Genomic DNA, 23,954 nt, shown 5'->3' with positions numbered 1-23,954 from the left:
ACAAAGGTGCCTGTCATGCCTGCTTCCGCACAGTTGCAAACCCGCCAGAAAGCCGCCGTCGCCGGTGGCGTGTCCACGCGCGGCATCTTTGCCGACCGGGCGCAGAATGCGGAATTGTGGGATGTGGACGGCAAGCGCTACATCGACTTCGCCGCCGGCATCGCGGTCAACAACACGGGCCACCGGCACCCGAAAGTGATGGCGGCCGTTCAAGAGCAGGCGCTTCGCTTCACGCATACCTGCTTTCATGTGGCGCCCTATGAAAGCTATATCGGTCTCGCCGAGCGGCTGAACGCCTTGGCCCCCACAGGCGCGGAGAACCGGACCATGCTGGTCACGACCGGAGCCGAGGCGGTCGAGAACGCCGTCAAGATCGCACGCGCCTACACCAAACGCTCCGGCATCATCGCCTTCAGCGGCGCCTTCCATGGCCGCACGATGCTGGGCATGGCGCTCACGGGCAAGGTCGCGCCTTACAAAAAGAACTTCGGCCCCTTCCCGGCCGAGATCTTCCATGCCCCCTTCCCCAACCCCTTCATGGGCATCACCACGGAAGCAGCCATCGACGAGATCGAGCGGCTTCTCTCCTCAGACATCGATCCGGAGCGCATCGCCGCCTTCATCGTCGAGCCGGTGCAGGGCGAGGGCGGCTTCCATGTCGCGCCGGCGGAGTTTCTGATCCGGCTGCGTGAGATCGCCGACCGGCACGGTATCCTTCTGATCGCCGACGAGGTGCAGACCGGCATGGCCCGCACCGGGAAAATGTTCGGCATCGAGCATTCCGGCGTGAGGCCCGATCTCGTCACCATGGCCAAGGGACTGGCCGGCGGCTTTCCGCTCTCCGCGGTCGTCGGCCGGGCCGAGATCATGAACGCCGCCCATCCCGGCGGTCTTGGCGGCACCTATGCCGGCAATCCGCTCGCGGTCGCCGCAGCCCATGCGGTTCTCGACGTGATCGAGGAGGAGAGCCTGTGCGAGCGCGCGACCAACATCGGCGAGCGGATGACGTCTCGCCTGAAGACCCTCTCTCAGCGCCAGGGCATGGAGCGGATCGGCGACATCCGCGGGCTGGGCGCCATGGTGGCCTTCGAGCTGATCGAGGATCGAGCCTCGAAGCGTGCGGCATCGGAACTGACCACCCGCATCGTGGCGGAAGCCGAAAAGCGCGGCCTCATTCTCATCTCCTGCGGTACCCGCTTCAACGTGATCCGGTTGCTCGCGCCGCTGACCATTGCCGATGAGACATTGGCTGAAGGGCTCGACATTCTGGAAGAGGCGGTCGAAGCAGCCTTCTCGGCCTTTTGAATTCGCCATAGGCCTCCCCACCTGATACAGGCCATTCCTCCACTCCACGGAACCGATCCAGCCATGAATGCGATGACCCAGGCCTATCCCGACACGCAGCTCCTGATTGACGGCGTATGGCGTCCTGCCGCCCAGGGTGGCGTCATTCCGGTTCTCGATCCGGCCACGGGCGAAACCATCGGGACGGTTGCCCATGCCCGCCGGGAGGACCTCGATGCCGCGTTGGCTGCCGTCGAGAAGGGCTTCAGGACCTGGAGCAGCCTGTCGGCCTATGACCGCTCCACGATCATGCGCAGGGCCGCCGACATCCTGCGCACGCGCAAGGACCAGATCGCCTGGATCATGACCCGCGAGCAGGGCAAGCCGGTTGCCGAGGCCAAAGGCGAGATCGGGGCCGGCGCCGACATCATCGACTGGTTCGCGGAGGAAGCCCGGCGCACCTACGGCCAGATCATCCCGGCCAGGGCACCTGGCGTCATGCAGATGGCCGTCAAGCTGCCGGTCGGCCCCGTTGCGGCTTTCACGCCCTGGAACTTCCCCATCAACCAAGTGGTGCGCAAGCTCTCGGCGGCGTTGGCGGCCGGCTGCTCGATCATCGTGAAGGCTCCCGAGGAAACCCCGGCCTCGCCGGCAGAGCTGATCCGTGCCTTCGTCGAGGCCGGCGTTCCGGAAGGCGTGATCAACCTCGTCTACGGCAATCCAGCCGAGATCTCGGAATATCTCATCGCCCATCCGGTCATCCGCAAGATCTCCTTCACCGGCTCGACACCGGTCGGCAAGCAGCTCGCTGCCCTTGCGGGGCAGCACATGAAGCGCTCCACCATGGAGCTTGGCGGCCACGCGCCTGCAATCGTCTTCGACGATGCCGATCTGCAGAAGGCCGTGAGGGTTCTCGCCGGCTCCAAGTTCCGCAATGCCGGCCAGGTCTGCGTCTCCCCGACCCGGTTCCTAATTCAGGAAGGAAGCTTCGAGCCCTTCCTCGACGCTGTCACCGCGGCCGCCAAGGGTATCAAGGTCGGCAACGGGCTGGAGGACGGGGTGCAGATGGGCCCGCTCGCCAACGAGCGCCGCATCCCGGCGCTGGAGAGCCTGATCCAGGATGCCGTCGAGCGCGGAGCCGAGGTCAAGACCGGCGGCCGGCGCATCGGCAACAAGGGCTATTTCTTCGAGCCGACGGTCATCGCCAATGTGCCGAAGGACGCCCGATTGATGAACGAGGAGCCCTTCGGACCCGTGGCTATCGTCAATCCCTTCTCGACCCTGGAAGATGCCATCGCGGAGGCCAACCGCCTGCCCTTCGGCTTGGCGTCCTACGCCTTCACCGGGTCGACCGATACGGCTCATCAGCTCGGGATGCGGATCGAGGCCGGCATGACGACCATCAACCACAACGGCCTCGCCCTGCCGGAACTCCCCTTCGGCGGCATCAAGGATTCGGGATACGGCTCCGAGGGCGGATCGGATGCCGTCGAGCCCTACCTCATCACCAAGCTGGTGACGCAATCGGGACGCTGAAGCCTCTACACGCCGCACCCTGTTGTTTCAGGAGCCTTGCTCACGGAACGAGGCTCCGCCTTTCCTGGACCAACCGAGACAGGTCTTCAGGCGACCTGTGAAGGCCGCTCGCTTTCAGCTTTTGAATATGACGGATGCCATGTGATGGGCGAAGAAGCCCCGTGTGCATCACTCGGGCGCCTTCAAGCCTTTGATTGACTGAGAAGTCTTTGCGGATCAACCCCTTAAGGGATTGTTGGTGCCCAGGAGAGGACTCGAACCTCCACGGTGTTACCCGCTGCTACCTGAAAGCAGTGCGTCTACCAATTCCGCCACCTGGGCATGCCTTACCGGCGAGGCTTCGTTTACGGTGCTTCTGGCGGCGCGTCAATCGCTGAAAACGCGGCAGATGTGCTTTCTTCAGCCTGCACCTCTTCACAGGTCAACGGCGTTTGACTAGAGAGATTCAAAATTTCACACCCAAGCTCTGGACCACGTTCTTATCCGGGCAGGAGAGTTTCATGATCGGTGCCCTTCGCACGCCTGAGCAGCAAATCGTCACCGTCTTCGGCGGGTCGGGCTTCCTGGGCCGCTATGTGGTGAGCCTTCTCGCCCAGCGCGGCTACCGGGTGCTCGTGCCGACCCGGCAGCCGAACATGGCGAACTTCCTCCCCTTGGGAAAGGTGGGGCAGATCCACCCGATCCATGCCAACCTGCGGAACGAGGATTCGGTCGCCCATGCGGTCGCCCGGGCCGACCATGTGATCAATCTCGTGGGCATCCTTCAGGAAACCGGCCGTCAGCGCTTCGACACGTTGCAGGCTCAGGCGCCGGCCATGATCGCGCGGCTGGCCAAGAAGGCCGTTTCCTTCACCCATGTGTCGGCCATCGGGGCGGATGCGAACTCGGAATCGGCCTATGCCCGCACCAAGGCCGAGGGCGAGGCGGGCCTGCTCCGGGAGCGCCCGGATGCGGTGATCCTGCGCCCCTCCTTGCTGTTCGGACCGGGCGACAGCTCCTTCAACCGTTTCGCGACGCTCGCCCGCATGCTCCCCGTGCTGCCCCTGCCCGGCGCAGAGACCCGCTTCCAGCCGGTCTATGCCGGCGACGTAGCGGCCGCCATCGTGGCGGCGGTAGACGGCCGGGTCCCGACCGGCCGCACATATGAGCTCGGCGGACCTGAGATCCGCACGATGCGCCAGATGATGGAGTTCGTGTTCGAGGTCACCGAACGCAAGCGCGCTATCGTGCCCGTGCCGGGCAATGCCGCCCGGGCCATGGGCGGCGTCCTGGGCACGCTCGACTGGCTGACCCTCGGCCTGCTGCCGAACGAGCTTGTCACCACCCGCGACCAGGCGATCCTGCTCGAGAGCGACAACGTGGTGTCGGACAAAGCCGTCGCCGAGGGCCGCACGCTCCAGGGCCTGGGCATCACGCCCACGACCATTGAGGCCATCGTGCCGAGCTATCTGGTGCGCTTCCGCAAGACCGGTCAGTTCGACCTCAAGCGCAATGCGACGCAAACAACGCCAGACCTGCTCGCCCCCCGGTCAGGAGGGTCTGCCTCCGACTTCCACCCGGAACGGGCCTCCGGTCCGGCCGTCGGCCAGCAGGCGAGCCGCTGAACTGAGAAGCCCGTCCTTTTAGCGGCTGCCGAGGGAGGCCTGCCCTTCGCGGCGGTCTTAGATCGCCGCCCGGCCGCGGGTGAGCTTCTTATGCAGGTGAACCATCATCGCGGCGCCGAAGACCGGCGTGATGAGGTTCACCACCGGCACGAGCACGAGACCGGCCAGGACAGCGCCGGCGGCCAGCACCGTGCCCCGGTGTTCGACGCGCAGGCGCGCCACATCCTCGGCCGGCCAGAAGCGGCCCGCCGCGAGCTCGAAATATTCGCGCCCGAGCAGATATGCGTTGGCGACGAAGAACGCCCCGATATTGATGCCGGGGATGAAGAACAGCAGCAGGGCGACGAGATTCACCAGCAGCGACAGGCCGGCGAAGCGGATGCCGTAGAGGATCGCTTTGCCGAAGGGCAGCGCCCGGCCCGGCGGATCGGCCGGGTAATCCTTGTGCTCCACCACCTCGGCGACGTCGTCGAGAAAATAGCCCGCCACGACGGCCGAGACCGCCGGCAGAAGATAGACCAGGGCCACGAAGAGCCCGAAGCCCGCGAGGAAGAACGCGAAGCTGTCGATGATCGGATAGGTGGCACTGAGATCGTGATTGGTGAGGAAGATGTCGAAGAGCTTCGTCAGGCCAAGCCAGACCAGGACGAGCAGCGCCAGGGTCAATCCGATCGATTTCCAGAGAATGCGCCGCAGCGCGGGCGAGAAGACCTCGCGGGCCGCCGCGAAAACCGACTGGATGAGCATCTGTCCTTCGTCTCCTCGAACTTCAAGGCCAAGCTTGCTGTATGGCGCGGAGCTTACTTATGAACGAAGCCGTCGCAAAGCGAGGGGTGTGGAGCCTGTGTCGTTGGAAATCGAATCGTGGATTGCCCCTGTGGCGGATCCAGACGTGATCATCGTCGGCGCGGGCAGCGCCGGCATTGCGGCGGCGCGGCATCTCATGGCCCACGGGCTGACGGTCACGCTCCTGGAGGCTAGGGACCGCATCGGTGGTCGCACGCTGACGCGACGCTTCAAGGGCCATCCGCTGGATCTTGGCGCCCACTGGCTTCATGCGGGCCCGATCAACCCGCTGGTGAAGCTCGGTCGGGAGCGGCGCGAGCCCCTGCGCCGGGCTCCCGTGGACGGGCATTTCTTCGTGCGGGGCCGGGCAGGCCGCAGGGTTGAGCGAGCAGCGCTCGACCGCGCCTTCGCCATGGCCGACAGGGCCATGACTCAGGCGGCGAAAGCCCGTGAGGACCAGGCAGCCGCGAAGGTTCTGCCTCCCATGGGGCCGCAGGGGCACCGGGTGGCGGCCATCCATGGGCTGGTCTCAGGGCGGCCGCTCGAGGAGGTCAGCCTGCACGATTTCCCGAGCATGGAATATGCCGACAATCTCTTCATCGCCGGAGGGCTCGGCGCCTATGTGGCAAGGCTTGGGAAGGACCTGCCAATTCAACTGGAAGCTCCCGTCCGCGCCATCGACTGGTCGGGATCGGGCGTGCGGGTCGAGACCGCCGTCGGAACGCTGCGCGGAAAAGCCGTCATCGTGACCACCCCCATGGCGGTGCTGCAGCAGGACGCGATCCGCTTCGCGCCCGCCCTGCCGCAGGCCGTCCACGAGGCAATCCACGGCTTCACGCAGGGCGTCTACGAGCATGTGGTGCTGCACTGGCCGGATTCGCCGTTCCGCGGCGCGGATCGGCTGGCCAGCCTCACCGGCACGCGCCGGGAGCCGCCGGGCCTTCTCACCTGCATCGACAGCACGCCGTTCCATTTCTTTGAGCTCGACCAGCCTATCGCAGCCAGCTTCGACCGGCGGGATGCCCACGCGCCTTTCCGGTTCGCCCGCGACGTTCTGGCGGAGCATTTCGGCCACCGGGCCATCCGCAGTCTCACGGCCCTGCACGGCACCGCCTGGCGCAACGATCCGTGGTCGCGCGCCTCCTGGGCGGTGGTGCCACCGGGGCTCTCCGCCATCCGCGACACCCTGAAGGCGCCAGTGGGCGAGCGGATCTGGTTTGCCGGCGAGGCGCTCTCGCGCGCTCAATGGGGCACGGCGGGCGGTGCCTGGGAGGAGGGCGAGCGGGCCGCCGGCGAGATCGCCGCCAAGCTTAGCGGTCCTCGTTCTGCAGGCTGAGATACGTGGAGGTGAACTCGCCCACCGTCTTCAGCCGCTCCCAGTCGAGAATGGTGAGCGCATCGCCCTGGAAACGGATCAGCCCTTCCTTGCGCAGCTCCTGCAGCACGCGGTTCACGTGGACGGTCGAAAGCCCCAGGGTGTCGCCGAGCTCCGCCTGGGTGATCGGCAGCTGGACCGTGTCCCCCTCGGCGCGGCCGACGGCCCTGAGGCGCAGGTAAAGCTCGCAGATCAGATGCGCCATGTGGGCGGTCGCCGAGAGGCGCCCCATGGCGGTGAGCCATTCCCGGTGGATGGCCCCATCGATGAGCGTATTGAGCCAGAGCAACCGCGTGAGGTGCGGATATTCGTCGGTGATCTTCTCAAGAGTCGTGTGCGGCACGGTGGCGATCCGGCAGGTGGTCAGCGCCAGAACGCCGTGATCCATCGTCTTCAGCAGGAAGCTGTGCAGATCGAGGAAGTCGCCGGGCACATGGAGCGCGGAGATCTGCCGCCGTCCGTTCGACACGATCTTGTAGCGGGCGGCAAATCCATCCAGGAGCAGGGAACTCTCGGCCGGGCGGTCGCCCTCCCGCACGATGTCCTCGTCGGCCTCGACCACCCGAATGCGCGAGATCGCGTTTTCCAGCGTCCTCTTCTCTTCGTCGGAGAGCTGGTCGCGCTGTTCAAGCTTTAAAATCAGGGGGTTGGTCATACAGATCGTTGCTGAGGAGAAGAGCAGCCCTGTTCTGGCCAAACTCCGTTCTTAGCCGCACTCACATATGTTTATGCTCAAGGTGGTTTTCAGTTGCATCGTGACGCAGCCCACATGTTCACATCCAGGTGAGGGCTGTGGGTGTCAGGCATGCCGTCCAAACACGGATAGGGGCGCAAAGCCGCCCCTCTTGAACGTCAGATCAGAAGAGCCTCGATCGTCGCCGCCGAGTCGCCCTTGCTGCGGGGTTCGGCATTGATGTCACAGCATGCTGGGCAGCACGCGATCCGGTGGCTTGTGGCCGTCCACGAAGGCGCGGATGTTGACGATCACCTTCTCGCCCATGGCGACGCGCCCCTCGTGCGTCGCCGAGCCCATATGGGGCAGGAGCACCACCTTGCCCTGCTTGGCCAGCCGCACGAGGCGCGGATTGACGGCCGGCTCCTCCTCGAACACGTCGAGGCCCGCACCCGCGATGGCGCCCGCTTCGATGAGCTTGGTGAGAGCCCCCTCGTCGATGATTTCGCCGCGGGCGGTGTTCACCAGGATCGCGTCGGGCTTCATGAGCTTCAGGCGCCGGGCCGAGAGCAGGTGATAGGTGGCGGGCGTATGCGGGCAGTTCACGGACACGATGTCCATGCGGGCCAGCATCTGGTCGAGGGATTCCCAGTAGGTCGCCTCGAGCTCGGTCTCGATCTTCGGCGGCACGTGGCGACGATTGTGGTAGTGGATGGACAACCCGAAGGCTTTCGCACGCCGGGCCAGCGCCTGGCCGATGCGACCCATGCCGACGATGCCGAGGCGTTTGCCGGTGATGCGCCGCCCCAGCATCCAGGTGGGCGACCAGCCGGCCCAGTCTCCGTCGGGGATCACGCGGGCACCCTCGGGAATGCGGCGGGCCACCGCCAGGATCAGCGCCATGGTCATGTCGGCCGTGTCCTCGGTGAGAACCCCCGGCGTGTTCGTGACGGTGATGCTCTTCGCCACCGCGGCCGAGACGTCGATGTTGTCGACGCCGTTGCCGAAATTGGCGATGAGCTTCAGGTTGGGTCCGGCCTGCCCGATGACGCCCGCATCGATCTCGTCGGTGATGGTGGGAACCAGCACGTCGGCCGTCTTGACGGCCTCGCTAAGCTCTTCGGCTGAGAGCGGCTTGTCCTCGAGATTGAGGCGCGTGTCGAACAATTCACGCAGGCGCGTTTCGATCACGTCGGGCAGGCGGCGGGTGACAACGACCACGGGTCTTTTTTTCATCGGCTCACATGCCCCCAACACCGAAAAAACCGCGAACTGTAACGAGTTTCACGCTCTCTTAACCCTGGCTCAGTCATCAAAGGGGACGACCCGCCACATGGCGGCATCCGTCAAGCTTATCTACCAGAGCCGGCCATCCAAGACAAAGTCATGTTCGGAGGAACCATGCGCAAGATCATCCTTGCCCTTGCTGTCGCGAGCCTGAGCACTGGCGCGGCTCTTGCGCAGCAGCCTCCGGGCGGACGCCTGGGCACCGGCCTGCCCGTGCCCCGCTATGTCAGCCTCAAGACCGACCGGGTGAACCTGCGCGAGGGACCGTCCAAGGACCACCGAACCGCCTGGGTGTTCCAGCGCGCCGGTCTCCCCGTGGAGATCATCGCCGAATACGAGACCTGGCGCCGCATCCGCGATTCGGAGGGCACTGAGGGCTGGGTTCTCCACTCGCTCCTGTCGGGGCGCCGCACGGCCCTCGCCATGCCCTGGGCCAAGGGCAACCAGCCTCCGATCAGCCTGTTCGACCGCGCCGACGACAAGAGCGCCGTGGTGGCTCATCTTCAGCCGGGCGTGATCACCAACATCAAGGGCTGCGACGGCAAATGGTGCCGGGTGATGATCACCATGGACGGTGCCCGGGACGTGGATGGCTTCATCCAGCAGGAAAAGCTCTGGGGCGTCTATCCCAACGAGACGGTCGAGTAGGCCTTTACCGATTTTTCAAGAATTGCAGGGCTAGAAGGCAACATCGTAACCCTATGCGCGAAAGCCTTCTTCCATGAGTCTGAACCTGAGCTTCAAGCTGCTCCCGATCCTTGCCATCGTGCTGGGCATCGCCTCCCTGGTCGCGCCCCGTTTCCTCAACGTCTTCGTGGCGATCTTCCTGATCGTCTACGGGCTCGTGGGCTTCGGCTTCATCCGCTGAGGGCTACGGCTCGTCCTAAACCGCCCTGCGCCCCACGAGGCGCAGGCCGAAGACGTTGAAGGCGAGCCCCAGCACGATCACCGCTCCGCCGACGGCCTCGATCGGGTGCACGGCCTCGCCCAGGATCAGAACCGAGCCCAGGATGCCGGCTACGGGCACGAAGAGCGCGAAGGGTGTCACCGTGGCGGCCGGGTGGCGGGAGAGCAGATAGGCCCAGATCCCGAAGGCGAAGATCGTGGTCGGATAGGCGAGATAGGCCACCGCCGCCAGCGTCCCGCCATCCATCCGGGTGAACGCCGCCATCACCTGATCCGGACCGTCGAGCCACAGGGACAGCCCCAGCAGCGGCAGCGGCGCGACCAGGCTCGACCAGACGATATAGCCCAGCATGTCGACCCTCCCGGCCCGCTTGGACACGATATTGGCCACGCCCCAGCAACCGGCGGCGATCACCGTCATGAGAAACGGCCCGGCGCCCCCGCCGGTCATGCGGGGCCAGGCGATGAGGACGAGACCCAGGCCGGCAACAACGCCGCCGACGACCTGATGGGGCCCGGGCCGCTCGTTCATCAGGATGGCGGCGAAGAGGATCGTGAAGAAGACCTGCGCCTGCATGACCACGGAGGCGAGGCTCGCCGGCATGCCGAACGCGATGGCGGCAAAAAGCAGCCCGAACTGGGCGACGCCGAGGAAGAACCCGTAAGCCACCACGTTCGTCCAGCGGGTCTTCGGACGTGGAACGAAAAAAACCGCCGGGACGGCGGCGAAAAGGAAGCGAAGGGCTGCCAGCAGCAGGGGCGGCGTGGTGCCGACCCCAAGCTTGATGACCACGAAGCTCAGGCCCCAGAGGAGCGTGACGAAGAGGGCAATGAGGCTATGGCTGAGCGGCATCTGGAGTATCGGGCCCAAAAGTGGAAGGCACTTTTGGGATTGATCCGATGCTCAATCCCTTAAGCTGCGCCTCGTTGAGGCGGACCCAGCGGGCCGGGCTAGCGAAAACCGGGGCCACTTTTCCGCGCGCGATGGGCTAAACGGGGACGCCGCTCTCCCGAAAAGGATGCAGGTTCTCAGGCGCCCTTGCGGCGCAGGCGGACGATCACCTCGACGCCCGCCACCTCCATGCCCTCGGGCGGCTGGGGCAGGTCGGCGACGCTGAGCCCCGAGGAGGGCATGTCCACGAGCTCGCCCTCTTCCTCCAGGAAGAAATGGTGGTGCTCGGTGGGGTTGGTGTCGAAATAGGCCTTGGCGCCGTCCACCGCGAGCTGGCGCAGGAGGCCGGCTTCCGTGAACTGGTGCAGGGTGTTGTAGACGGTCGCGAGCGACACCGGAACGCGGGCGCGGGACGCCTCGTCGAAGAGCATCTCGGCCGTGATGTGCCGGTCGCCCTTGCCGAACAGAAGCCAGCCCAGGGACACGCGCTGACGGGTCGGACGCAGACCCACGCGACGCAGCTTGTCCCGCAATTCGGACACGGGGCAACCCTTCCGGTGAGCCGGAGCGGTGGTGGATGCGATGTAGGCGGACAAAGGATCGGTCATGTCACGGAACTGAATGGACGAATGCGCGCTTCTAACATCACCATCATAGGAAAGCGAGAGGGTTGCCGCAAGGCTGCCCCCACATGGCTCATGGGAAGCAGGGTTCTTGGCAAGGTTGTTGGGATCAGGTTTGAGGCTGCAAAGAATCCTCGCGCAGGTGCTTTGATGGATGGCCAAGCCTGTGCTACCAGAGCCGCATCCATGGCCCTGGGGTATCCCGCGGCCGCTCGTGCGACATCATGAAAGGATCGGCATCCGGCATGGCCCGCCAGTCCAGCTTTACGTATGAAGAGCTCCTTGCCTGCGGGCGCGGAGAGTTGTTCGGCTCCGGCAATGCGCAGTTGCCGCTCCCGCCCATGCTGATGTTCGACCGCATCACCTCCATCGGTGAGGACGGCGGCGCCTATGGCAAGGGCCATGTGGTGGCGGAACTCGATGTGCGGCCGGACCTCTGGTTCTTCCCCTGCCATTTCAAGGGCGATCCGGTGATGCCGGGCTGCCTTGGCCTCGATGCCCTGTGGCAGATGACCGGCTTCTTCCTCGGCTGGGGCGGCTCTCCGGGCCGCGGCCGGGCGCTCGGCGTCGGCGAGGTGAAGTTCTCCGATCAGGTGCTGCCCACCGTCAAGAAGGTGGTCTACGGCGTCGATCTCAAGCGCGTCTTCCGCTCTAAGCTCGTGCTCGGCATCGCCGACGGCTGGCTCGAAGCCGATGGTCGCCGGATCTATGAGGCCAAGGACATGCGCGTCGGGCTGTTCCAGGCCGAAGCCCCGGCGGGCGGGTAGTTCTGATCCAAACTGTTGACAAAGCGCGATCTTTTTTAAAGAACCGGCCCTGTCGTTCCACGGCAGGGCCTTCGTTCTTGGGATCACGCTTCATCCCATTCGCATGGCTCACTGTTGAGAATGCGCATCGTCGGCCTTACGTGTTGAATCGTTAAGGCAGGCCGTGAAGGTCCTTAGATAGAGGGTAGGCTATGAGGCGCGTCGTCGTCACCGGAATGGGCATCGTTTCGTCCATCGGCAACAACACCCAGGAGGTGCTGGCCTCTCTGCGCGAAGCGAGATCCGGCATCAGCAAGGCCGAGGACTTCGCCAAATACGGCTTCCGCTGCCAGGTGCAGGGCGCCCCGAGCCTGAACCCGGAGGAGATCGTCGACCGGCGCGCCATGCGCTTCCACGCCCGGGGCACGGCCTGGAACCATGTGGCCATGGACCAGGCGATCCGCGATGCCGGCCTCGAGGAGAGCGACATCTCCAACGAGCGCACCGGCATCATCATGGGCTCGGGCGGCCCCTCCACCCGCATCATCGTGGAAGCGGCCGACATCACCCGCGAGAAGGGCCCCAAGCGAATTGGTCCGTTCGCGGTGCCCAAGGCCATGTCGTCCACGGCTTCCGCGACGCTCGCCACCTGGTTCAAGATCAAGGGCGTGAACTATTCAATCTCGTCCGCCTGCGCGACCTCGAACCACTGCGTGGGCAATGCCTACGAGATGATCCAGTACGGCAAGCAGGACGTGATGTTCGCCGGCGGCTGCGAAGATCTGGACTGGACCATGTCCAACCTCTTCGACGCCATGGGGGCCATGTCCACCAAGTACAATGACACCCCGTCACGCGCCTCTCGCGCCTATGACGTCAACCGCGACGGCTTCGTCATCGCGGGCGGCGCGGGGGTTCTGGTGCTGGAGGAGTTGGAGCACGCCAAGGCGCGCGGCGCCCGCATCTATGGCGAGATCGTCGGCTACGGCATGACTTCCGACGGCTACGACATGGTGGCGCCGTCCGGCGAGGGCGCGATCCGCTGCATGCGCATGGCGCTCAAAGACGTCCATAACCCAGTCGACTACATCAACCCGCACGCCACCTCGACCCCCGTGGGCGACCAGAAGGAGATCGAGGCGATCCGCACGGTTTTCGGCTCGGGCGACAAGTGCCCGCCGATTTCCGCGACGAAATCGCTCACCGGCCACTCGCTGGGCGCCACCGGCGTGCAGGAGGCGATCTACTCGCTGCTCATGATGAACAACGGCTTCATCTGTGAGAGCGCCCATATCGACGAGATCGATCCGGAATTCGCCGACATGAACATCGTGCGCAAGCGGGTCGACGACGCCCGGATCGACACCGTCCTGTCGAACTCCTTCGGCTTTGGCGGCACCAATGCCACACTCGTCTTCAGCCGCTACAACGGGTAAGACATTGTCACAAACTTGAGACGGCACCATGCGAAGCCCCGGTGATTTCAAGGGGACCTCGCATGGATACGCTCAATCACACCACAATTCCGGCTCGCGATGCACACTTTCATAACAATTGGCGTCGCACTCTGGAGCCGATGCAGAGGGGGACCCACGTGAGCGGTCTGATGCAAGGAAAGCGCGGCCTCATCATGGGCGTCGCGAACGACCATTCCATCGCCTGGGGCATCGCCAAGGCCCTGGCGCAGCATGGCGCGGAACTCGCCTTTACCTATCAGGGCGAGGCGCTCGGCAAGCGCGTGACCCCACTGGCGCAGTCGCTCGGCTCCAACCTGGTCGTTCCCTGTGACGTGGAGGATCTCGCCTCCGTGGACCAGGTGTTCGACACCCTCGACAAGGCCTGGGACGGGCTCGACTTCGTGGTCCACGCCATTGGCTTCTCCGACAAGTCGCAGCTCAAGGGCTCCTACGTCGACGTCACCACCCGCGAGAACTTTTCCCGCACCATGGTGATCTCCTGCTTCTCCTTCACGGAGATCGCCCAGCGCGCCGCCAAGCGCATGCGCAAGGGCGGGTCGCTCCTGACTCTGACCTATGGCGGCTCCACCCGGGTCATGCCGAACTACAACGTCATGGGCGTGGCGAAGGCGGCGCTCGAGGCTTCCGTGCGCTACATCGCCAACGACCTCGGCCCGACGGGCATCCGCTGCAACGCCATCTCGGCCGGCCCCGTGCGGACCCTGGCGGGCGCGGGCATCGCCGATGCGCGCCTGATGTTCACCTACCAGAAGGCCCATTCGCCCCTGCGCCAGAACATCACCATCGAGGATGTGGGCGGCTCGGCCCTCTACCTGCTCTCCGACCTTTCCAGCGGCGTGACGGGCGAAATCCACTACGTGGATGCTGGCTACAACATCATCTCCATGCCGCGCCCCGAGGTGCTCAAGGCCCAGGATGCGGCCGGCGTGACGGGCGAGGAAGAGTAACTCCGGATTCCTGCATTCGAACATCACTCATTCCGAATAATTCGAGACCGGTCAGCGCAAGCTGGCCGGTCTTTTGCATGAGGCGGAGAAGATCTTCGGGGTGATTGGCGAATATCGTTAACGGTTCCTTCGCGTAGCCGCTCAAGGATGCACCCGTCTCTGCAGCACGAATATTTTTCTGCTCAAGCTATGCTTGTGAAGCTTCAACCGGAAGGAGCCATGACTGATCCGGTTTACCTTTCTGACCTTATGGATCTTCGTATGGATGGACAGGAGAATTGATGTCAGCCAAGATTTTGGTCTTCCTTCGGCAGTATTTTTAAGTCCGTTATATGCAGCGCAGCCAATTCATAACTCCTTTCCCAGGAGGTAGAAGTCACCGCGAGAAAGTATTTGAAGCGCCTGAGGGTAGCTTTTCCGAAACAGAGAATTTATACCGTTACGCAATCGAGCTGAGCCACCAGACTCCGTGGGTTTCGGATACAGAAGGCAATATCCTCTATATCGGGCCGGGCTGGGCGGACATGGTCGGCCACCCTCTCGAAGACCTGCTGGGATTCGGTTGGATGAAATTCGTGCATCCGGATGATGCCGAACGCCTCAAGCAGGCCCGCCGCGACACCCTCGCATCAGGCGCCTCCTACGAATGCGAATATCGGATCAGAACAGCCGACGGCAGCTACCGGTGGTTCCGCTCCAGCGCCGGAGCACGCCGAAATGCGGACGGCGCGGTCATGCTTTGGTATGGCACCACCCAGGACATCCATGACCGCAAGCTTGCCGAGCTGACCCACCAGGGCCATACGCGGGTTCTGGAGATGATCGCTGCCGGACGCCCGCTCGGCGAAGTGCTGACGGCTCTCTGCCGGCTGGCCGAAGACCAGATCAACGGGGCGCGCTGCTCGGTCCTTCTTTTCGATCCGTTGCGCCAGCTGCTCCGGAACGGAGCAGCACCCAACCTTCCGGCAGCCTACAACGCGGCCATCGATAACCTGCCCATCGGGCCGGCTGTCGGATCATGCGGCACCGCCGCCTACCGCCGCAGCACCGTGATCGTCTCGGATATCGCGAGCGATCCGCTCTGGGCGCCCTGGCGCGATCTCGCCCTGCAGCACGGCCTGCAGGCCTGCTGGTCGAAGCCGATTCTCACACGCTCCGGCGATGTGCTCGGCACCTTCGGCTTCTACTATGCCGAGCCGCGGTCCCCGACCCAAAGCGAGATGGCGAGCATCGATGGAGTGTCGCATCTGGCGGCCCTGGCCATCGAGCGGCAGCGCAGCGAGGCCGCCTTGCGCGAAAGCGAGGAGCATTACCGCTATTCGGTCGAGCTGAACCCGCAGATTCCCTGGACGGCGGATGCAAAGGGCAACGTCATCTCCACCTCCTCCCGCTGGAGCCAGCTCATGGGGGGCACGACCGACAAAACGGAAGGATCTGGCTGGGCCACGGCCGTGCATCCCGAGGATCTCCCCTTCGTTCGGGAGAACTGGTTCGAGGCTGTCCGCACCCGTGGTGCACTGGACGTGGAATGTCGCGGGTGCCTTGCGGATGGAAGCTACCGCTGGTTCCGGAGCCGGGCGATCCCGCGTTTTGCCGAGGACGGCACGGTGATCCGCTGGTACGGAACGGTCGAGGACATCCACGACCGCAAGGTCGCCGAGGAGCAGCTGCACCGGGCCGCATACCACGACGACCTCACCGGCCTCGCCAACCGGCGGTTCTTTCGCGAGCGCCTCAAGCACGCCCTGGACGGGGTTTCTGACGATTCACGGGCCGTCGGCCTCCTGGTCATGGATCTCGACCATCTCAAGCAGATCAACGACCGGTTCGGCCACGATGCCGGCGACGATCTCCTGAAGGAATTCGCCCAGCGTTTGCGCGATGGGGTGGCGAGCACCGATGTGGTGGCCCGCCTGGGTGGCGACGAGTTTGCCGTGATCCTGTCCGACGTCGCCGGCGAGGAGGAGGTTGCCGAGATCGCCCGGACGATCCTGTCACGGATGCAGGAGCCGCTGAAGCGGAGCGGGAAGGCACTCGATTGCCGCACCAGCATCGGCGGTGCCGTCGCATGCGGGGCCGGAACCAGCCCCGAAGATCTCCAGAAGCAGGCGGATCTGGCGCTCTATCACAGCAAGAGCTCCGGGCGCGGCGCGTTCAAGATGTTTATTCCGGCCCTGCGCCAGGAGGCGCAGCGGACGGCCTCGGCCCTGGAGGTGGCAGCGAAAGCGATCGAATCCGGTTGGATCATGCCGTTCTACCAGCCCAAGGTGGTGCTGGCCTCCGGCGCTCTTGGCGGCTTCGAGGCCCTGTTGCGCTGGCAGCACCCGCGCGGCGGCATCCAATCGCCCGAAAAGATCGCCCCGGCTTTCAACGACACCGAACTCGGCACCGCCATCGGCGAACGCATGCGCTCCTGCGTATTGTCCGACATGCGCGGCTGGCTCGATGCCGGGCTGAGCATCGGGCGCATCGCCATCAATGCGTCGGCGGCCGAGTTCCGGCGCGACGATTATGCCGAACGGGTGCTCGAGGAGCTGAGGCGAACAGGCGTGCCGGCGCGCTACCTTGAGGTGGAAGTCACCGAGAGCGTATTCCTCGGGTCCAGCACCCAGCTGGTCGAGCGGGCCCTGCGCACGTTGAGCGCCGAGGGCGTCACCATTGCGCTGGACGATTTCGGCACGGGCTATGCCTCCCTGTCCCATCTCAAGCGCTTTCCGGTGAACACGCTCAAGATCGATCGCAGCTTCGTGCAGGGCCTGGAATCGGACGCGGGGGACGCGGCCATCGTGAAGGCCGTGCTGAGCCTCGGACACAATCTCGACATCGAGGTGGTGGCGGAAGGCGTCGAGACGGCGTTCCAATCCTCTCTCCTGCAGCGCATGAGCTGCGACCTGGTCCAGGGCTACCATTTCGGACGCCCGATGCCGGCGAGCGACGTGCCCTCCTTCATCATTTCATGGCAGGGGGCGTGACCCCGAATCATTCCGGCACCTCGTCATAGGACAGGGCCCAGCCGGAACCGGTGAAGCAGGACCGTCCCGGCGGAGCGCTCTGCCGCCAGATCAGGCTGCGTACGAACTCCATGCCGCCGCTCTCGAAGGCGGCCTGCAGCGCCTGCCTGTCTTCCCCCGGCTGCGACAGACACCCTTCCGCGCAGACGAAGGACACGTGGCCGAGCCATTGCACGGCAAGGCCGGCGCTCTTGCGCGTCACGCACAACCCCGCGCCGTGAAGCGAGTGCGTGCCTCCCCAGGGGCTCTTCTTCGGCCGCGGAACGCCGAGGGGAAAGATGAGACGTCCGTTCAGTCGCAGATGCTCGATCCAGGTCTCGGCCGGTCGCTCCACGGCGAAATTCACATAGACCGCATCCACATCCTCGCGCGGCCATTCGGCCCCGTCCCCCTGCACGACGGTGACGTTGGGCAGGTCAGCCAGATTCGTCCGCGCGCGCTCGGCGAGAACGGAGTCGAACTCGACCGCGAGCACATGCCCCTGTGCTCCAACGAGATGCGCGAGCATCGCCGTGTAATAGCCCGTTCCCGCGCCGATATGGGCCACGCGCTCACCCGCACGCAGCGATAAGACGTGGAGGCAGCGGGCATGGAGGGATGGGCTGCCGTTGTTGACACCCTTGTCGGACGCGAGCGCGAAGAGCGCATCCTGATAGAGCACAACCGGGTCGTGCGAGGCCACGGTCTCGTAACCCCTTGCACCGCGCGACATCACCCACGGCGGCGCACCGAGGAAACGCTCGCGCGCAACCGCTGCGAATGCCTCTTCAAGCCTGTGATCGTCCCCGATTCCGGCAGCCGCCAGGATCTGCTTCGCATAGGCGAGCCGAATCAAGGCCAACGCGTTGTGGCTGAACACGGGACTCATCGGGCTTCCTCACATGGTGCACGGATTGTCGGCAGGATCGATGCCCGATGCAACTCAATAGCCAGGCTTCGTGCTCGGACGCGATCTTTCACGAGTGTGCGAGTGGGCAAACCTTGGCCTTGCCATCGCCATGATCGAACGGCACGAGGAGACTCCATCCCGCTGAGTTCGCTTTGTCATGATCCTGTCCCGCCGCACCCTTCTGGCCGGTCTCGCCGCATCCGGCACCGGCCTTCCCGCCTTCGCGCAATCCGGGCCGGAGCCGCAGCTCGTCCCCATCGAGCTGGTCGAGGACACGCTGAACCTGCCGTCCGCCGTGCGGCTTGGTCACAAGCATGGCGACGTGATCATGATCGAGTATTTCGATTACAACTGCCCCTGGTGCAAACGCTCGGCCGGGGACCTGCCGGCGCTCCTGAAGGCGGAGCCCGACCTCTCCTACGTGCTGGTGAATTTCGCCGTACTCGGCATCCCGTCCGTCACGGCCCACAAGGCGGCACTCGCCTATCTCCAGCTCCACGGCCCCGAGCCCTATCTCGACCTGCACCTCGCCCTGTTCCGCCTGCGCGGCGCGGTGGATGGCGGGCGGGTGCTCGCGGAAGCCGAGCGCCTCGGCGGCGACCGGAAGCGCCTGGAGGAAGCCGCCAACACGGATCGCACGGCGCAGTGGATGAAGGACACGCTCAAGCTCGGCGAGTCCCTGGGCTTCGTCGCAACCCCGTCCTTCCTGGTCGCCACGCAATCCTATGCGGGCGGCATGACGCTGGCCCAGAAGCGCGAGGCCATTGCACAGGCGAGGGGCTGATCAACCACTTCGCAAATTCATCCTCGGTGTCATTCCCGGCCGGAGCATAGCGGAGGGGAAGGGAATCCATAGGGCTGAGCGTGCCGGTGGATCCCCTTCCCGCACTTCGTGCGCCGGGGATGACACCAGGCAGCACTTCCTACCCTGGAACCAGTGGGAGAGTTGCACGATGCGACGCGAACTGGCTAAGTCCGAGGTTCATGTCGCTCATCCGCTCCTCCCTTCTGGTCGGCCTCGGCTCCATTGCGTCGCGCATCCTCGGCTTCGCGCGCGACGTGCTGTTCGCGCAGGCCCTGGGTGCCGGCCCGGTGGCGGATGCGTTTCTGGCGGCCTTCCGTCTGCCGAACCTCGTGCGTCGCATCCTCGGCGAGGGCGGGCTTAATCCGGCGCTCGTGCCGACCTTGAGCCGTCTGGGAGCGGACGAGGCAGCGGAAGCTGCAGGCGATACGCTCGGCGCCTTCGCCCTTGTGCTGCTGGTGCTCACGGGTCTCGTGGAAATCGGAGCGGGCCTTATCGCCTTCTTCCTCGCGCCGGGCCTTCACGACGATGGCGAGACGCTGGCGCTGGTCGCGCTTTATACCCGCCTGTCCTTTCCGATCGTGATCTGCGTGACGCTTGCCTCCATCGCGGCGGCCGTTCTCAACTGGCGCGGGCGCTTTACCGCGACGGCGCTTGCGCCGCTGGCGGTCAATGGCGGGCTGATCCTGGCGCTCATCGCGCTCGAGAGCGGCTTCGATCTTCCGCTCGCCCGAAAAGCCGCCTGGCTTGCCGCCGCCTCATCCCTCGCCGGCCTGATCCAGCTCGCCATCGTGGCCGTGGCACTCCTGAAAGGCGGACCCCGACTCGTGCGCTTTCGCCGACCGCGCTGGTCGCCGCTTCTGAAGAGCCTGCTCCTGGCAGGGCTGCCCGTCCTGGTAGCCAGCGGCGCGGTGCAGATCTTCTTTCTCGCCGCCACCCAGATCGCCTCGTTCTGGCCCTCCGGCGTCTCCTGGCTCTACTATGCCGAGCGGGTGATGCAGCTTCCGCTCGGCCTGATGGCGGGCCTGAGCGCAGGCCTGCTCCTGCCGGAGTTGGCCCGGCGCCACCAGGCGGGCGACACGCTCGCTCTCGTCACGGCCCAGAACCGGGCACTTGAGGTGGCGCTGCTGCTCGCCCTGCCGGCCAGCGCCGCCCTGTTCCTCCTCGCGCGTCCCATCAGCACGGTTCTCTTCGAGCGCGGCGCCTTTGAGGCGGCCGATGCCGAGGGCACCGCCCTGGTGCTCATGGCCCTCAGCCTGGGGCTTCCCTTCGCAACGGTGGGGAAGGTCCTGAGCCAGACCCTCTTCGCCCTGGGCTCCTTGAGAGCGGCACTCGCGGCGGCGGCCCTCGGCCTCGTCGTGACCGTGACCGCCTCCCTCCTCCTCGCCTGGTCGCTCGGCCAGACCGGGATTGCCCTGGGGGTCAGCCTCGGCTGCCTCGGGCATGCGGGCGCGGTGATCCTGGGTCTGCTCCGATTCGGCCTCTGGTCTCCCGGCCTGGACACCCTCAGCCGTCTCGTGCGAACCGCACTTGCTGCCCTCCTCATGAGCCTTGGGCTCCTGGGCGCTCAAAATATGCTTCCCGAGGCCGAGCCTCTCGTGCTGGCGGCTTTCTGCCTCGGCGGCCTGGTGCTTTATGCGCTTGCCGCCTTCGCGACTGGCGCCCTGACCCGCGACGATTGGGTCTCTCTCACGAAAAAATCGTCACAACCCTTGCGTCCCGACGCGGGCCTGTCATAACCCGCGCCGCAGAGAAGCATGTTCCGGAAAGGCGGGTCTTTCGCCTTCCGTCGAGACGATGCATTGAAAATTGGTTTGGGGCAGCGCGAGGATCCTTCGGCTCGCATGCATGTCCCGCGGGAGTTCAAGGCGATGGCGCAGTTCAAAGAGCTGGTATTCTCGGGCGTTCAGCCCACGGGAAACCTTCATCTCGGGAATTATCTCGGGGCCATCAAGCGCTTCGTGGCCATGCAGGAGAACTACGACTGCATCTACTGCGTCGTGGACATGCACGCGATCACCGTGCCGCAGAACCCAGCCGACCTCACCCGGCAGATCCGGGAGGTGACCGCCGCCTTCCTCGCCGCCGGCATCGACCCCAAGCGCCACATCGTCTTCAACCAGTCCCAGGTGCCCCAGCATGCGGAGCTCGCCTGGGTGTTCAACTGCGTCGCCCGTCTCGGCTGGCTCAACCGCATGACCCAGTTCAAGGACAAGGCCGGCAAGGACCGGGAGAACGCGTCGGTGGGCCTCTACGCCTACCCGAGCCTGATGGCGGCCGACATCCTGGTCTACCGCGCCACCCACGTTCCGGTGGGCGAGGACCAGAAGCAGCACCTGGAGCTCACCCGCGACATCGCCCAGAAGTTCAACAACGACTGGGCCGAGTCGATCGCGGCGCACGGCTTCGGCGAGGCGTTCTTCCCGTTGACGGAGCCCATGATCCAGGGCCCGGCCACCCGGGTGATGTCCCTGCGCGACGGTTCGAAGAAGATGTCGAAATCGGACCCCTCCGATTATTCGCGCATCAACCTCACGGACGACGCCGACACCATCGCCCAGAAGGTGCGCAAGGCGAAGACCGATCCCGAGCCTCTGCCCTCCGAGGTCGAGGGTCTGAAGGCGCGGCCCGAGGCCGAGAACCTCGTGGCGATCTATGCGGCGCTCATGGACACCACGCCGGAGGAGGTGCTGCGCCAGCATGGCGGCGCGCAGTTCTCGGGCTTCAAGGCTTCGCTGGTGGACGTGGCGGTGACGAAGCTCTCGCCGGTCGCCGACGAGATGCGCCGCCTCATGGCCGATCCCGGCCATATCGACGCGGTGCTGGCGGACGGCTCCGCGCGGGCGCGGGCGCTCGCCTCCGTAACCATGGATGCGGTGAAGGACATCGTGGGCTTCGTGCGCGCCCGCTGACCACATGGGCTGCTTAAAAGAGCGGCGTGAGACCCGCTTGCCCTTGCCCCAAAGGCAGGGCAGCATCCGGGTTCATCAGGAGAGCGTGCCGTGAGCGACAAGCGCCGATCCTACGAATCGGGCCACAGGCCGAAATTCATGGTGGTGGTCGACAAGACCCCGGAATGCGCCCGCGCGGTGCACTTCGCCTCCCGCCGCGTGGTTCGCACAGGCGCCAGCATGGTGATGCTGGCGGTCGTCGATCCACCCGACAATTTCGAGTGGATCGGCGTGGGCGAGGCCATGATCGAGGAGGCGAGCGAGGAAGCCCAGAAGCTCCTCGATGCTGCTGCCCGCGAAGCCCGCAATGCGGCCGGTGTCGAGCCCGAGCAGGTGATCCGCGTCGGCACCCGGGCGGACGAGATCATGAAGCTGATCCAGGAGGACGAGGACATCTCCTTCCTGGTGCTCGCCGCCGGCAGTGCCAAGGAAGGGCCGGGCCCTCTCGTCTCCACCCTTGGCGGACGCGCCGCCGCCTCCTTCCCGGTCCCCATCGTGATCGTGCCCGGGAGCCTGTCGGACGAGCAGATCGACGCGCTGGCGGGGTAATCAGCGACTTCTCAGCCCGGATGCCGCTCCCGCAGCCCCGCATGGCGGTCCCGGATTGCTTCTCCTCTTGGAATTCGACCCGATTCGATCCACATTGGGACAGGAATCTGTTAGAATAATTCTAAATCCCCCGCTCGGCCGGCCTTGAACCGGCGCAGAGGACCCAAAAGCCATGTTCATCCAGACTGAAGCGACTCCCAATCCGGCTACCCTGAAGTTCCTGCCCGGCCGCGTGGTCATGCCCGAAGGCACGTTCGAGGCGAAGACCCCCGAGCAGGGCGAAGTCTCGCCGCTGGCCCAGCGCCTCTTTGCCGTGCCGGGCGTCACCGGCGTGTTCTTCGGCTACGACTTCGTCACCGTCACCAAGGCGGATGGCGAGTGGCAGCACCTGAAGCCTGCGATCCTCGGGGCGATCATGGAGCATTTCATGACCGGCGCGCCGCTCTTCGCCAACGGCTATGGCGCCACGCAGGAGGACGGCGAGGAGTTCTTCGACGATGCGGACGCCGCCACCGTCGAGACCATCAAGGAACTGCTCGAGACCCGCATCCGCCCGGCCGTGGCCGGCGACGGCGGCGACATCACCTTCCGGGGCTTCAAGGACGGCACGGTCTATCTCGTGATGAAGGGCGCCTGCTCGGGCTGCCCATCCTCCACCGCCACCCTACGCCACGGCATCCAGAACCTGCTGCGCCACTTCCTGCCGGACGTGCGCGAGGTGCAGGCCGTCTAAGGATCGGTCGATTCCAACCTGTTTTTGCGACCGAAGCGCGGCTCCTGCAGCCGCGCTTTTCGTTTGATCAGAGCTTTGGGTTCTTCCTTGGATCTGCATAGGCTCAAAATTACAGGGAAGCCACAAACCGGGTTCCCACTCCTCCCGGTCATGCTCTAAAGAAACGGCACGACCTGACGGAGACTGACGTTGCGCGTCCTTGCCATCGATACCGCCCTCGGCGCCTGCTCGGCCTGCATCGTCCAGGCCGGCGAGACCGTGCCCCTGGCGGCCGACACCATCCCCATGGAGCGCGGCCATGCGGAGGCCTTGATGCCGCTCCTCGACCGCCTCTCCGCCCAGGTGGACGGCGGTTTCGAGAGTCTCGACCGGGTCGCCGTGACGGTCGGTCCCGGCAGTTATACGGGCCTGAGGGTCGGCATCAGCGCGGCCCGCGGCATCGGCCTGGCGGCCGGCATTCCGGTTGTGGGCGTCGCCACCCTGTCGGCGTTCCTGGCGCCGCTCATGACCGGCGACAGACGCGGGCTTTTTACCGCCGCCATCGACGCCAAGCACGGCCACCTCTACATCCAGGCTATCGCGCCGGGCGGGCGCACCATCATCCCGCCGGGGCTGATGACCTACCGCGACGCGATGCGGCTTCTCGGCTCGGGGCCGATCATCGTGGCCGGATCGGCCGCCCCCATGCTGGCCGCCGAGGCCCGGGTTCAGGGAGTCGAGGCGCATATCAGCGATGTGTCGGCCTTCCCCGACATCGCCTGGGTGGCGCGCCTCGGGGCGCTCGCCGACCCGGCCCAAGCCCTGCCGAAGCCGCTTTATCTGCGCGATCCCGACGCCAAGCCGCAGGACGGGGCGCGAATCGCCAGGCAGTAAGAATTCTCG

The 23,954-nt window shown here is 65.4% G+C and carries 22 protein-coding genes and 1 tRNA gene; 16 read left to right on the top strand and 7 right to left on the bottom strand.

Features of this window, described 5'->3' with window-relative positions:
* Positions 1-15 precede the first annotated feature (15 nt).
* The gene (gene gabT / locus FHR70_RS20410; RefSeq protein ID WP_183453660.1) at positions 16-1,305 is read left to right on the top strand and encodes a 4-aminobutyrate--2-oxoglutarate transaminase; all 1,290 of its coding nucleotides are present in this window, start codon (positions 16-18) and stop codon (positions 1,303-1,305) included.
* A gap of 72 nt (positions 1,306-1,377) precedes the next feature.
* Positions 1,378-2,820, top strand: a complete 1,443-nt coding sequence (locus tag FHR70_RS20405; RefSeq protein ID WP_183453770.1) for an NAD-dependent succinate-semialdehyde dehydrogenase — start codon at positions 1,378-1,380, stop codon at positions 2,818-2,820.
* Positions 2,821-3,056: 236 nt separating this feature from the next.
* Here the strand turns inward: FHR70_RS20405 and FHR70_RS20400 are convergent.
* Positions 3,057-3,141 (bottom strand) — tRNA-Leu (locus FHR70_RS20400).
* A gap of 179 nt (positions 3,142-3,320) precedes the next feature.
* Here FHR70_RS20400 and FHR70_RS20395 point away from each other — a divergent pair.
* Positions 3,321-4,424 carry a complex I NDUFA9 subunit family protein gene (locus tag FHR70_RS20395; protein ID WP_183453658.1) on the top strand — a complete coding sequence of 368 codons (1,104 nt, stop codon included), beginning with the start codon at positions 3,321-3,323 and terminating at the stop codon, positions 4,422-4,424.
* Positions 4,425-4,481: 57 nt separating this feature from the next.
* Here FHR70_RS20395 and FHR70_RS20390 read toward each other — a convergent pair whose 3' ends face one another.
* Positions 4,482-5,171 carry a sulfate transporter family protein gene (locus FHR70_RS20390; RefSeq protein WP_183453656.1) on the bottom strand — a complete coding sequence of 230 codons (690 nt, stop codon included), beginning with the start codon at positions 5,169-5,171 and terminating at the stop codon, positions 4,482-4,484.
* 103 nt (positions 5,172-5,274) lie between these two features.
* On the opposite strand from FHR70_RS20390, the gene FHR70_RS20385 reads away from it, so the two are divergent.
* Positions 5,275-6,546 (top strand): flavin monoamine oxidase family protein, encoded by a 1,272-nt coding sequence (locus tag FHR70_RS20385; protein ID WP_246408356.1) that lies wholly within the window; start codon positions 5,275-5,277, stop codon positions 6,544-6,546.
* Here FHR70_RS20385 and FHR70_RS20380 read toward each other — a convergent pair.
* Positions 6,521-7,240, bottom strand: coding sequence for a Crp/Fnr family transcriptional regulator (locus tag FHR70_RS20380; RefSeq protein ID WP_183453652.1), 720 nt, complete (start codon positions 7,238-7,240; stop codon positions 6,521-6,523). The genes FHR70_RS20385 and FHR70_RS20380 overlap by 26 nt on opposite strands.
* A 261-nt stretch (positions 7,241-7,501) precedes the next feature.
* Positions 7,502-8,494, bottom strand: a complete 993-nt coding sequence (locus FHR70_RS20375) for a 2-hydroxyacid dehydrogenase (protein ID WP_183453650.1) — start codon at positions 8,492-8,494, stop codon at positions 7,502-7,504.
* A 165-nt stretch (positions 8,495-8,659) separates the two neighbouring features.
* Here FHR70_RS20375 and FHR70_RS20370 point away from each other — a divergent pair, with 165 nt between their 5' ends.
* Positions 8,660-9,193 carry an SH3 domain-containing protein gene (locus tag FHR70_RS20370; protein ID WP_183453648.1) on the top strand — a complete coding sequence of 178 codons (534 nt, stop codon included), beginning with the start codon at positions 8,660-8,662 and terminating at the stop codon, positions 9,191-9,193.
* Between the two features lie 73 nt (positions 9,194-9,266).
* Positions 9,267-9,413, top strand: a complete 147-nt coding sequence (locus tag FHR70_RS20365; protein ID WP_081929037.1) for a DUF3096 domain-containing protein — start codon at positions 9,267-9,269, stop codon at positions 9,411-9,413.
* Positions 9,414-9,428: 15 nt separating this feature from the next.
* Here FHR70_RS20365 and FHR70_RS20360 read toward each other — a convergent pair whose 3' ends face one another.
* Both FHR70_RS20360 and irrA read right to left on the bottom strand, forming a co-directional pair.
* Positions 9,429-10,304: an EamA family transporter gene (locus FHR70_RS20360; protein ID WP_183453646.1), complete on the bottom strand. Its 876-nt coding sequence runs from the start codon at positions 10,302-10,304 to the stop codon at positions 9,429-9,431.
* Positions 10,305-10,480: 176 nt separating this feature from the next.
* The gene (gene irrA, locus FHR70_RS20355) at positions 10,481-10,951 is read right to left on the bottom strand and encodes an iron response transcriptional regulator IrrA (protein ID WP_183453644.1); all 471 of its coding nucleotides are present in this window, start codon (positions 10,949-10,951) and stop codon (positions 10,481-10,483) included.
* A 260-nt stretch (positions 10,952-11,211) separates the two neighbouring features.
* On the opposite strand from irrA, the gene fabA reads away from it, so the two are divergent.
* From fabA to FHR70_RS20335, 4 genes are all read left to right on the top strand, one after another.
* Positions 11,212-11,733, top strand: a complete 522-nt coding sequence (gene fabA, locus FHR70_RS20350; RefSeq protein WP_183453642.1) for a 3-hydroxyacyl-[acyl-carrier-protein] dehydratase FabA — start codon at positions 11,212-11,214, stop codon at positions 11,731-11,733.
* Positions 11,734-11,924: 191 nt separating this feature from the next.
* Complete coding sequence (gene fabB, locus FHR70_RS20345; protein ID WP_183453640.1) at positions 11,925-13,148, top strand: beta-ketoacyl-ACP synthase I; 1,224 nt, start codon at positions 11,925-11,927, stop codon at positions 13,146-13,148.
* A gap of 158 nt (positions 13,149-13,306) precedes the next feature.
* Positions 13,307-14,137 (top strand): enoyl-ACP reductase FabI, encoded by an 831-nt coding sequence (fabI, locus tag FHR70_RS20340; protein WP_343058856.1) that lies wholly within the window; start codon positions 13,307-13,309, stop codon positions 14,135-14,137.
* A gap of 332 nt (positions 14,138-14,469) precedes the next feature.
* A complete protein-coding gene (locus FHR70_RS20335) occupies positions 14,470-17,109 on the top strand; it encodes a bifunctional diguanylate cyclase/phosphodiesterase (RefSeq protein ID WP_183453638.1) in 2,640 nt (879 codons plus the stop codon).
* Positions 17,110-17,116: 7 nt separating this feature from the next.
* On the opposite strand, the gene FHR70_RS20330 is transcribed toward FHR70_RS20335, so the two are convergent.
* Positions 17,117-18,016 (bottom strand): protein-L-isoaspartate O-methyltransferase family protein, encoded by a 900-nt coding sequence (locus FHR70_RS20330; RefSeq protein ID WP_246408354.1) that lies wholly within the window; start codon positions 18,014-18,016, stop codon positions 17,117-17,119.
* A gap of 178 nt (positions 18,017-18,194) precedes the next feature.
* Here FHR70_RS20330 and FHR70_RS20325 point away from each other — a divergent pair, with 178 nt between their 5' ends.
* The 6 genes from FHR70_RS20325 to tsaB all read left to right on the top strand — a co-directional run bounded on the left by FHR70_RS20325 (position 18,195) and on the right by tsaB (position 23,945).
* Complete coding sequence (locus FHR70_RS20325; RefSeq protein WP_183453629.1) at positions 18,195-18,821, top strand: thioredoxin domain-containing protein; 627 nt, start codon at positions 18,195-18,197, stop codon at positions 18,819-18,821.
* Positions 18,822-19,021: 200 nt separating this feature from the next.
* Positions 19,022-20,578 (top strand): murein biosynthesis integral membrane protein MurJ, encoded by a 1,557-nt coding sequence (gene murJ / locus FHR70_RS20320; RefSeq protein WP_183453627.1) that lies wholly within the window; start codon positions 19,022-19,024, stop codon positions 20,576-20,578.
* A 132-nt stretch (positions 20,579-20,710) separates the two neighbouring features.
* Positions 20,711-21,751, top strand: a complete 1,041-nt coding sequence (trpS, locus tag FHR70_RS20315) for a tryptophan--tRNA ligase (protein WP_183453625.1) — start codon at positions 20,711-20,713, stop codon at positions 21,749-21,751.
* Between the two features lie 90 nt (positions 21,752-21,841).
* Positions 21,842-22,339: a universal stress protein gene (locus tag FHR70_RS20310; RefSeq protein WP_183453623.1), complete on the top strand. Its 498-nt coding sequence runs from the start codon at positions 21,842-21,844 to the stop codon at positions 22,337-22,339.
* Between the two features lie 172 nt (positions 22,340-22,511).
* Positions 22,512-23,072, top strand: a complete 561-nt coding sequence (locus FHR70_RS20305) for a NifU family protein (protein WP_183453621.1) — start codon at positions 22,512-22,514, stop codon at positions 23,070-23,072.
* A gap of 189 nt (positions 23,073-23,261) precedes the next feature.
* Positions 23,262-23,945 (top strand): tRNA (adenosine(37)-N6)-threonylcarbamoyltransferase complex dimerization subunit type 1 TsaB, encoded by a 684-nt coding sequence (gene tsaB, locus FHR70_RS20300; protein ID WP_183453619.1) that lies wholly within the window; start codon positions 23,262-23,264, stop codon positions 23,943-23,945.
* Positions 23,946-23,954: the final 9 nt, after the last annotated feature.

The organism is Microvirga lupini, assembly GCF_014191055.1.
Taxonomy (GTDB): domain Bacteria; phylum Pseudomonadota; class Alphaproteobacteria; order Rhizobiales; family Beijerinckiaceae; genus Microvirga; species Microvirga lupini_A.
This window is presented reverse-complemented; position numbering and strand designations above follow the sequence as displayed.

What these genes read in the sequence shown, in the direction of transcription:
- fabA (WP_183453642.1), top strand. Translation starts at nt 11,212, where the DNA reads ATGGCCCGCCAGTCCAGCTTTACGTATGAAGAGCTCCTTGCCTGCGGG.
- FHR70_RS20305 (WP_183453621.1), top strand. Translation starts at nt 22,512, where the DNA reads ATGTTCATCCAGACTGAAGCGACTCCCAATCCGGCTACCCTGAAGTTC.
- FHR70_RS20405 (WP_183453770.1), top strand. Translation starts at nt 1,378, where the DNA reads ATGACCCAGGCCTATCCCGACACGCAGCTCCTGATTGACGGCGTATGG.
- gabT (WP_183453660.1), top strand. Translation starts at nt 16, where the DNA reads ATGCCTGCTTCCGCACAGTTGCAAACCCGCCAGAAAGCCGCCGTCGCC.
- trpS (WP_183453625.1), top strand. Translation starts at nt 20,711, where the DNA reads ATGGCGCAGTTCAAAGAGCTGGTATTCTCGGGCGTTCAGCCCACGGGA.
- FHR70_RS20380 (WP_183453652.1), bottom strand. Translation starts at nt 7,240, where the DNA reads ATGACCAACCCCCTGATTTTAAAGCTTGAACAGCGCGACCAGCTCTCC.
- FHR70_RS20325 (WP_183453629.1), top strand. Translation starts at nt 18,195, where the DNA reads ATGATCCTGTCCCGCCGCACCCTTCTGGCCGGTCTCGCCGCATCCGGC.
- FHR70_RS20360 (WP_183453646.1), bottom strand. Translation starts at nt 10,304, where the DNA reads ATGCCGCTCAGCCATAGCCTCATTGCCCTCTTCGTCACGCTCCTCTGG.
- FHR70_RS20365 (WP_081929037.1), top strand. Translation starts at nt 9,267, where the DNA reads ATGAGTCTGAACCTGAGCTTCAAGCTGCTCCCGATCCTTGCCATCGTG.
- FHR70_RS20330 (WP_246408354.1), bottom strand. Translation starts at nt 18,016, where the DNA reads ATGAGTCCCGTGTTCAGCCACAACGCGTTGGCCTTGATTCGGCTCGCC.
- FHR70_RS20335 (WP_183453638.1), top strand. Translation starts at nt 14,470, where the DNA reads ATGCAGCGCAGCCAATTCATAACTCCTTTCCCAGGAGGTAGAAGTCAC.
- FHR70_RS20395 (WP_183453658.1), top strand. Translation starts at nt 3,321, where the DNA reads ATGATCGGTGCCCTTCGCACGCCTGAGCAGCAAATCGTCACCGTCTTC.
- fabB (WP_183453640.1), top strand. Translation starts at nt 11,925, where the DNA reads ATGAGGCGCGTCGTCGTCACCGGAATGGGCATCGTTTCGTCCATCGGC.
- FHR70_RS20370 (WP_183453648.1), top strand. Translation starts at nt 8,660, where the DNA reads ATGCGCAAGATCATCCTTGCCCTTGCTGTCGCGAGCCTGAGCACTGGC.
- FHR70_RS20375 (WP_183453650.1), bottom strand. Translation starts at nt 8,494, where the DNA reads ATGAAAAAAAGACCCGTGGTCGTTGTCACCCGCCGCCTGCCCGACGTG.
- FHR70_RS20390 (WP_183453656.1), bottom strand. Translation starts at nt 5,171, where the DNA reads ATGCTCATCCAGTCGGTTTTCGCGGCGGCCCGCGAGGTCTTCTCGCCC.
- irrA (WP_183453644.1), bottom strand. Translation starts at nt 10,951, where the DNA reads ATGACCGATCCTTTGTCCGCCTACATCGCATCCACCACCGCTCCGGCT.
- murJ (WP_183453627.1), top strand. Translation starts at nt 19,022, where the DNA reads ATGTCGCTCATCCGCTCCTCCCTTCTGGTCGGCCTCGGCTCCATTGCG.